An 8509-nucleotide genomic window follows, 5' to 3' on the forward strand; every position below is an offset into this window, starting at 1 on the left:
CGACCGGCACCCGCACCCGCCCGGGACCCGGTTCGCCCGCGTCGGGCGTCGCTCGGGCGGCCTTCCAAACCCCGGTCGGCTGCCTCCGCGGCGCCGCCCGCGACGCGCACCCGCCCCGAAGGGGGCCCGGGGGCCTGCCCCCGGTTTCGGGTAGGGGCGGGGTGGGGGAGAGGCCCCGCAGCGGAAGGCCGCCGCACCGGGGCCCCTCACCACCGTGCCGGGTCCCCCGACTCCACCGCGAACACCGACCCGTCCGGCGCCGAACCGAACACCTTCCCGTCCGTCGGCAGCGGCGCCGGCAGTGTCCCCGCGTGGCCCAGGCGTCCGTCCCGCAGCCGCGGGTCCGTCTGGCCCAGCAGGACACCCCGCGCCGTGTCCACCGCCAGCAGCCGCCCGTCCGCCGCCGAGAAGTACAGCCGGTCGCCGGGCCCGACGGACGGCCGGGACACCCGGCCCGCCGCCGTCTCCAGCTGCCACAGCCGCCGGCCGCCCGGCACGTCCGTGTCCACGGCCACCAGCGTGCCGCTGCGGGACAGCAGGTACGCCGCCCCGCCGTCCACCACCGCCTTCGTCTCCGTCATCGGGAACGGCAGCGCCACCCGCGTCACCGCGCGCGTGCCCGGTTCCCGGCGGACGACCGCGACCGTCCGCGCGTCCCGGTCCAGCTCCGTGAGCAGGAGCGCCCCGCTCGGCGCCGTACCCACCGGGACCACCGTCCTGGCGAGCCGCTGCTGCCAGGCGATCTCGCCCGTCCGTACCCGTACCGCCGTCACGAGCGTGTGCCGCTCGCCCGCCGCCTCGAAGACGGTCACCAGCCCCGACCCGGCGTCGTACGGCCCGATCCGCGGATCGACGTGCCCCCGCAGACCGTGCCGCCACAGCCGCGCGCCGGTCGCCCCGTCCATGGCCGTCACCTCGCCCGACCGGGACGCCATCAACAGCGTGTCGCCGACCGGATGGACCCCGTCCAGGTACCCCGATACGTCCGCGCTCCAGCCGGCCGCGCCGGTGCCCGGCGCGTACGTCCGGTACGTACCGTCCTCCGTCACCGTCCCCACCAGCCCGCCCGCAAGGACCGGCGCCTGGACCTCCACCCCGGTCCGCCCCGGGCTCGACCAGAGCAGCCGCCCGGTTGCCGGATCGATCCGGGCCGCCGCGATCCCGCGCGCCGCGCAGTACAGGCCCCCGCCGTCGGAGGATGCGAACGAGCAGACGGGCGCCGCGTCGCCACCGCCCGGCAGCGCGGTCCGCCAGGCGCTGAACGGTTTCGCCGCCGCTGCCTGTCCCGCCCGGTCGGTCCGCCCGGCCGCGGCGTCCCCGCCCGGCCCGGCGGCCGCCCACACACCCCCGCCCACGAGCACCGCGAGCGTCGCGGCGGTGACCAGCGGCCAGCGCCGACGCCGCCGACGCCCGCCGTCCGGACTGCCGTTCGGGCCGCCGGACGCACGCAGCGCCCGCGTCTCCACATCGCCCGGCGCATCCGCCTCAGACGCCCCCACCGGAGCCGCAGGCACCGCCCGCCGCTGCGCCGGTATGAACGCCGCTGCCTCGTACGACGGCGGCAGCAGCGCCGCCATGATCTCGTCCGGCGTCGGCCGCTCCGCCGGCTCCTTCGCCAGGCACCGCGCGACGAGCTCCGCGAGCTCCTCCGGTACGCCCGTCAGGTCCGGCTCGTCGTGCACCACCTGATACGCCACGATGTACGGGCTGTCCGAGTCGAACGGGCCGCGCCCGGTCGCCGCGTGGACCAGCACCGACCCCAGCGCGAACACGTCCGCCGCCGGCCCCACCTGCCGCGGCCGCTGGAACTGCTCGGGCGCCATGTACGGCGGCGACCCGATCAACTTCCCCGTCTCCGTGCGCAGATCGCTGTCCACCGGACGTGAGATCCCGAAGTCGATGACCTTCGGCCCCGTGTCGGTCAGCAGGACGTTCCCCGGCTTGAGGTCCCGGTGCACCACCCCGGCCCGGTGGATGTCGCGCAGCGCCTCCGCGAGCCCGGCCGTCAGCCGCCGCAACTCCGCCCGCGCCAGCGGCCCGTTCCGCTTCACCTGCTCGGCGAGCGTGGGCCCCGGCACGTACAGCGTCGCCATCCAGGGCCGGTCCGCCTCCGGATCGGCGTCCACGACCGGCGCGGTGAACGCCCCGCTCACCCGCCGCGCGGCGGCCACCTCCTGCCGGAAACGCGCCCTGAACTCCGCGTCCGACGCGTAGTGTTCGTGCACGACCTTGACCGCGAGCCGCAACCCCGATGCCGATCGGGCCAGATGGACGACGCCCATCCCGCCGGAGCCGAGACAGGCTTCCAGCCGGTATGCGCCGGCGTACTCAGGATCCTCCGCTTCCCGGCCGACGCCGGAACCGCGCAACGGTGGCATAGCCCCACCCCGTATGTTTCCCCGTGTATTCGTGCGCGTGCACGACGCACGGAGCCTAGTCGATGATGCCTGAAATCCGACCAGGGCTTGTTAGCCTGCGCGCGTCGTCCGAACGGGGGAGAAGAAGCATGTCCATCGACGAGAGCACAGGCACGGACCCGGGCGTGGCCACGGCCGCCAGCACGGCAGCCGGGGACCTCACCGTCCAGACCGCGACAGCCACTGGGACCGCGGCCGCCGCCGTCACCCGCTACCCGATCGCACCCGGCTACCGCGTGAACGTCCGCAGCGGCCCCGGCACGCAGTACCGCATCGTGCGCACCCTGCCGGTCGGCGCCACCGTCCCGATCTACTGCCAGCGGCCCGGCGAGCGGGTCTCCGGCCCGTACGGCACCACCTCGCTCTGGGACAACACCGCCGACGGCGAGTACGTCTCCGACGCCTATGTGAAGACCGGCAGCGATGGCTACGTCGCCCCGCGCTGCTCCTGACCCGTCCTCGCCGCTCTACCCTCCTGGGGCTCCGGGGATAATCGAGGCGTGAGCGAAGAGCAGAGCACCCCGAAGACGCCCCCAGGGCCGCAGCCCGAGGAGATCCGTTTCTTCGGTACGACCTGGGTGAACCACGACAACGGCTACGGCGCGCGCCGGGCCGGCGTCGCCGTCGGCTCGCTCGCCGCCGCCGTCGCCGGCTGCTTCGTGCTGCGTTTCGGCTACCAAGGGCTGGAGATCGCCGACGTCGGCGGCTTCGTCAACATCCTGGTCGTGGTCATGTTCGCGGTGTGCAGCGCCATCGCGTTCCGCAAGACGTGGGAGGGCTTCGTCCGCCGCCCCGCCGATCCCGCCCGCGAGGAGTCGCTGCGCAGCCTGAAGGCGATCGGTTTCGTCGGCTCGCTCCTCGCGTACTTCTTCCGCTCGCTCACCGAGGCGCCCGGCGAGAGCCTGCGGCGCGCCGAGTACGAGACGGCCCTGGAGCGGTACGAGAAGCGCCGGGGCACCCGCACGGGCAACCCCGCGGCCCGCAAGAAGCCCAAGCCGAAGCGGAAGTAGCAGGCGAGATCCGCGGAGCCGGATACGCGGGCCTGACGTCCGCGCTCCGGCTGGCCCCGCACGCCCGCGTCACCCTCGTCGACCCCGCCGACCACTTCACCGAGCGCGTCCGGCTCCACGAGCCGGCCGCCGGCCGCACCCCCTCACCGGCTTCCTGTGCAACACCGGCATCACCCACCTCGCCGCCCGCGCCACCGCCCTCGACCCGCACGCGCGCGTGGTGACCACCGACACCGGCCGGCACCTCACGTACGACCGGCCCGTCTACGCCCTGGGCACCCGCACCGCCGAACCGGCCGCCCCCGGCCCCGGACGCGCCACGCGCGCGTACAGCGCGGACACCGCCGCCGAACTGCACAAGCACCTCCAGGACCGGCCCGGCTCCGTCGCGGTCGTGGGCGGTTGCCTCACCGGCATCGAGATGGCTGCCAAGCTCGCCGAGACTTACGGGAGCCGTCCGGGCCTCTCCGTACGGCCCCTCACCGGCAGCCGCGTCGGCCTCGGCCTGTCGTCGCGCGGCCGATCCCACGTCATCCGGGTCCTCGCGGCGCGCGGCGTGCGGATCGAGAAAGGCCGCCATGTGACCCACCCCGACGACGTCGACGCGGACGTCGACACCGGCCTCGCCACCTCCGCCGGCCTCACTCGCGCCCTCGGGCCGGATCGCCGTGGACGCGTCTCTGCGTCCGGTCTCCCACCCCGAGGTGTACGTGCCCGGTGACGCGGGGGCCCCTCCTCGCCGGTCGCCGGCGAGCTGCGGATGGCCTGCGCGACCGCGCTGCCGACGGGAGCGCACACCGCACACGGCATGCCGAGGTCCCAGCTCTCCGTACTGCGTGCGGCAAGCCGGACGCCGTACCGAGTCGAACGGCGCCCGCAACCCGTACCGCGCTACCGCTTGACGGCCATTTCCGTCGCGCGCACTATTCATCACATGATGAATTTCTCCGGGCGGCCCCCGGCCGACCCCCACACAATCGGCCCCCGCCCCGGCCCCGCCATCGCCGCCCGCGGCCTCACCGTCGTCCGAGGCGACCGCACCGTCCTGCGCGGCCTCGACTTCGAGGTACCCCCAGGCCAGATCACCGGCCTCCTCGGCCCCTCAGGCTGCGGAAAGTCCACCCTCATGCGGGCCGTCGTCGGCACCCAGGCCAAGGTCACCGGCGACCTCCAGGTCCTCGGCCACCCCGCCGGCCACGCCACCCTCCGCTCCCGCATCGGGTACGTCACCCAGGCCCCGTCGGTCTACGACGACCTCACGGTCCGGCAGAATCTCGACTACTTCGCCGCCGTCCTCCAGCCCGGCCCCGCTCACCGGGACACCCGCCGCGCCACGGTCACCCGCGCCATCGCCGACGTCGACCTCACCGACCACGCCGACGCCCTCGCCGGGAACCTCTCCGGCGGCCAACGCAGCCGCGTCTCCCTCGCCGTCGCCCTCCTCGGCACCCCCGAACTACTCGTCCTCGACGAACCCACCGTCGGCCTCGACCCCGTCCTGCGCCGCGACCTCTGGAACCTCTTCCACCGCATCGCCGCGCAACGCGGCGCCACGATCCTCGTCTCCTCCCACGTCATGGACGAGGCCGAACGCTGCCACCGCCTCCTCCTCATGCGCGAAGGCGAGATCCTCGCCGACGACACCCCAGAAGCCCTCCGCCGCCGCAACGACACCGCCACCGTCGAAGAGGCCTTCCTCCACCTCGTCGACACCGCCGACGCACTCCACGGCACCCGCCCCCGCACCCCCGCCGCACCGACGGAGAACGCCCGATGACCACCGCCCGCACCCTCGCCACCGCAGCCCGCGTCCTGCGCCAGCTCCGCCACGACCCGCGCTCGATCGCGCTGATGCTCCTCGTGCCGTGCCTGATGCTCTTCCTGCTCCGCTACGTCTTCGACGGCAGCCCCAAGACCTTCGACTCCATCGGCGCCTCACTTCTCGGCATCTTCCCGCTGATCACGATGTTCCTGGTCACCTCCATCGCCACCCTCCGCGAACGCACATCCGGCACCCTCGAACGCCTCCTCGCCATGCCACTCGGCAAGGGCGACCTCATCGCCGGCTACGCCCTCGCCTTCGGACTGCTCGCCATCGTCCAGTCCACCCTCGCCACCGGCCTCGCCCTCTGGGTCCTCGGCCTCGATGTCACCGGCTCCCCCTGGCTGCTGCTCCTGGTCGCCCTCCTCGACGCACTCCTCGGCACCGCCCTCGGCCTCTTCGTCTCGGCCTTCGCCGCCTCCGAATTCCAGGCCGTCCAGTTCATGCCGGCCGTGATCTTCCCCCAGCTCCTCCTCTGCGGCCTCTTCGCACCCCGCGCCACCATGCAGCCCGTCCTGGAAGGCATCTCCAACGTCCTGCCCATGTCGTACGCCGTCGACGGCATGAACGAAGTCCTCCGCCACACCGACGTCACCGCCAACTTCATCCGCGACGCCCTCGTCGTCGCCATCTGCGCCCTGCTGGTCCTCGCCCTCGGCGCCGCCACCCTCCGCCGACGCACCGCCTGACCCGTACGCCGGCCCACGTACCGCCCCTCGGACACCCCACCCGACCCGCGCGCCACGGTGCGAGGATGGCGACACGAACCCCCAGCGGCGAGGTGAACAGAGCCATGACCCAGACAGTCGCAGTCCTCGGCACCGGCAAGATCGGCGAAGCCCTCCTCAGCGGCATGATCCGAGCCGGCTGGCGCCCCGCGGACCTCCTGGTCACCGCCCGACGCACCGAACGCGCCGAAGAGCTCCGCGCCCGCTACGGCGTCGAACCGGTCACCAACGCCGAAGCCGCCAAGCGCGCCGACACCCTCATCCTCGCCGTCAAGCCCCAGGACATGGGCAAGCTCCTCGATGAACTCGCCCCCCACGTCAGCGCCGACCGACTCGTCATCAGCGCCGCCGCCGGCATCACCACCTCCTTCATCGAGGACCGCCTCACCTCCGGCACCCCCGTCGTCCGCGTCATGCCCAACACCCCCGTCCTCGTCGACGAAGGCATGTCCGTCATCTCCGCGGGCAGCCACGCCACCACCGAACACCTGGCCCACACCGAGGAGATCTTCGGCGGCGTCGGCAAGACCCTCCGCGTCCCCGAAACCCAGCAGGACGCCGCCACCGCCCTCTCCGGCTCCGGCCCCGCCTACTTCTACTTCCTCGTCGAAGCCATGACCGACGCCGGCATCCTCCTCGGCCTGCCCCGCGCCCAGGCCCACGACCTGATCGTCCAGGCCGCCATCGGCGCCGCCGTGATGCTCCGCGACAGCGGCGAACACCCCGTCAAGCTCCGCGAAGCCGTCACCTCCCCGGCCGGCACCACCATCAGCGCCATCCGCGAGCTGGAGAACCACGGCGTACGAGCCGCCCTCATCGCCGCCCTCGAAGCCGCCCGCGACCGCAGCCGCGAGCTCGCCTCCGGCAACGGCTGACGAAGCCGAAGCCGCACCACCCCCTTCCCCGTATTCGCCCACCGCGCGGGCTGGACACCGAGGACCACCAGCCCGCGCGGCCACCGAGCCGCCTTCCGTCAGCCCACCACCCCCTCCGGCGCCGGAACCGCCTCCAGCAGCCCGATCGCCCGATACGCCTGATCCACCACGGGCCGCGCCACCGCCCGGGCCCGCGCGGCCCCCTCCCGTAGCACCTCGTCCACATAGCCCGGATCGGCCGCCAGCTCCGCGTGCCGCTCCCGCACCGGCCTCAGCAGCTCCACCACCGCCTCGGCCGCGTCCCGCTTCAAAGACCCGTACGACTCATATACACCGGCCAGCTCCTCGGGGTTCCCACCCGAGCACGCGGCGAGAATGTCGAGCAGATTCGCCACCCCCGGACTGCCCTCACGGTCGTACGACACCTCACGCCCGCTGTCGGTCACGGCCCGCATGACCTTCCGCCGCACCACATCGGCCTCGTCCAGCAGATAGACGATCCCCGCCCCGCTCTCGTGCGACTTGCCCATCTTCGACATCGGATCCTGAAGATCCATCACCCGCGCCGCGACCGCCGGCCGCGTCGCCCTCGGCACCGTGAACGTCTGCCCGTACCGCTGGTTGAACCGCACCGCCAGATCCCGCGCCAGCTCCACGTGCTGCGTCTGGTCCTCACCCACCGGCACCTCGTCGGTCCGGTACGCCAGGATGTCCGCCGCCATCAGCACGGGATACGTCAGCAGCGACAGCCGCACACTCTCCCCGGCGGCCCGCGCCCGAGCCCCCTTCTCCTTGTACTGGATCATCCGCCGCAGCTCCCCGTCCGTGGCCGTGCACTCCAGTACGTACGAGAGCCGCGCGTGCTCGTCCACATGGCTCTGTGCGAAGAGGGTGCACCGCTCGGGGTCGAGTCCCGCCGCCAGAAGCAGCGTCGCCGCCTGCCGACTGAGCCGCCGCACCCGCGCCGGATCGTGCTCCACAGTCAGCGCGTGCAGGTCCACGACGCTGAACAACGCCTCGGCCCGGTGCTGGTCCACCTCCACCCACCGCCGGACAGCCCCGAGGTAGTTGCCCAGCGTCAGATGCCCGGTCGGCTTGACCCCACTGAAGATCCGCGCCATCGCGCTCTCCTCTCATCTCCTGGTCGAGACCGCCGCCACCGACGGCCGACCTCCGGGAGGGAGATACGCGAACGGCCGCCGAGGGCGGCGGCCGTTGAGTGCATACGTGTGTCAGCGGCCGCCGTCAGGCGGCCCACCACTGAAGGACACAGGCATGCGTAGTCATGCCTCGAGGGTACGCACCCGGCCCCGGGTTGACACGGGATTACCCCATCCGTAGTGTTCTCCGGGTTGTCCGACGTGAGCACCGACTCCGGTCGGCCCCGGACAGCCATTCCGCAAGATCCACTTGAAGCGCTCGACGCTGTGTTGTCGTGCTGCTTTTCCGTGCGCTTTTGCGAAATGAGGAATCCACGTTCGAAAGATCGTGGGGCTCCGAGCCCGATTAGCGTCGGGGCCGGGGATTCCGCTAAAGTCTCACTCGTCGGAACGGCCCAACAGCCGGAAAGGCAACTCCCACTGACTGGGAATCAGGCCCGAAAGGATCTGATAGAGTCGGAACCGCCGGAAAGGGAAACGCGAAAGCGAAGAACAGC

General features: G+C 72.8%; 8 protein-coding genes. 6 read left to right on the top strand and 2 right to left on the bottom strand.

What is annotated here, in order from left to right; all coding sequences use genetic code 11:
* Positions 1-206 precede the first annotated feature (206 nt).
* Entirely contained in the window at positions 207-2378 is a 2172-nt protein-coding gene (locus tag IEZ01_RS34220; RefSeq protein ID WP_028797821.1) for a serine/threonine-protein kinase, read from the bottom strand.
* Positions 2379-2506: 128 nt separating this feature from the next.
* Between IEZ01_RS34220 and IEZ01_RS34225 the strand changes: the two genes are divergently transcribed.
* The 6 genes from IEZ01_RS34225 (at position 2507) to proC (ending at position 6852) form a co-directional block, all read left to right on the top strand.
* Positions 2507-2869, top strand: coding sequence for an SH3 domain-containing protein (locus IEZ01_RS34225; protein WP_019888481.1), 363 nt, complete (start codon positions 2507-2509; stop codon positions 2867-2869).
* Between the two features lie 48 nt (positions 2870-2917).
* On the top strand, positions 2918-3427 hold the full coding sequence (locus tag IEZ01_RS34230) for a membrane protein (RefSeq protein ID WP_019888482.1): 510 nt from the start codon (positions 2918-2920) through the stop codon (positions 3425-3427).
* 220 nt (positions 3428-3647) lie between these two features.
* Positions 3648-4148, top strand: coding sequence for an FAD-dependent oxidoreductase (locus IEZ01_RS35960; protein ID WP_308427265.1), 501 nt, complete (start codon positions 3648-3650; stop codon positions 4146-4148).
* Between the two features lie 213 nt (positions 4149-4361).
* Positions 4362-5204, top strand: coding sequence for an ABC transporter ATP-binding protein (locus tag IEZ01_RS34240; protein WP_019888483.1), 843 nt, complete (start codon positions 4362-4364; stop codon positions 5202-5204).
* Complete coding sequence (locus IEZ01_RS34245) at positions 5201-5938, top strand: ABC transporter permease (RefSeq protein WP_019888484.1); 738 nt, start codon at positions 5201-5203, stop codon at positions 5936-5938. Before IEZ01_RS34240 ends, IEZ01_RS34245 begins: the two co-directional genes overlap by 4 nt.
* 104 nt (positions 5939-6042) lie before the next feature.
* Entirely contained in the window at positions 6043-6852 is an 810-nt protein-coding gene (proC, locus tag IEZ01_RS34250; RefSeq protein WP_019888485.1) for a pyrroline-5-carboxylate reductase, read from the top strand.
* Positions 6853-6950: 98 nt separating this feature from the next.
* On the opposite strand, the gene trpS is transcribed toward proC, so the two are convergent.
* Positions 6951-7973 (bottom strand): tryptophan--tRNA ligase, encoded by a 1023-nt coding sequence (gene trpS, locus IEZ01_RS34255; protein ID WP_019888486.1) that lies wholly within the window; start codon positions 7971-7973, stop codon positions 6951-6953.
* Between the last annotated feature and the right edge of the window lie 536 nt (positions 7974-8509).

The sequence above is a fragment of the Streptomyces purpureus genome (genome assembly GCF_014648195.1).
GTDB classification, from domain to species: domain Bacteria; phylum Actinomycetota; class Actinomycetes; order Streptomycetales; family Streptomycetaceae; genus Streptomyces; species Streptomyces purpureus.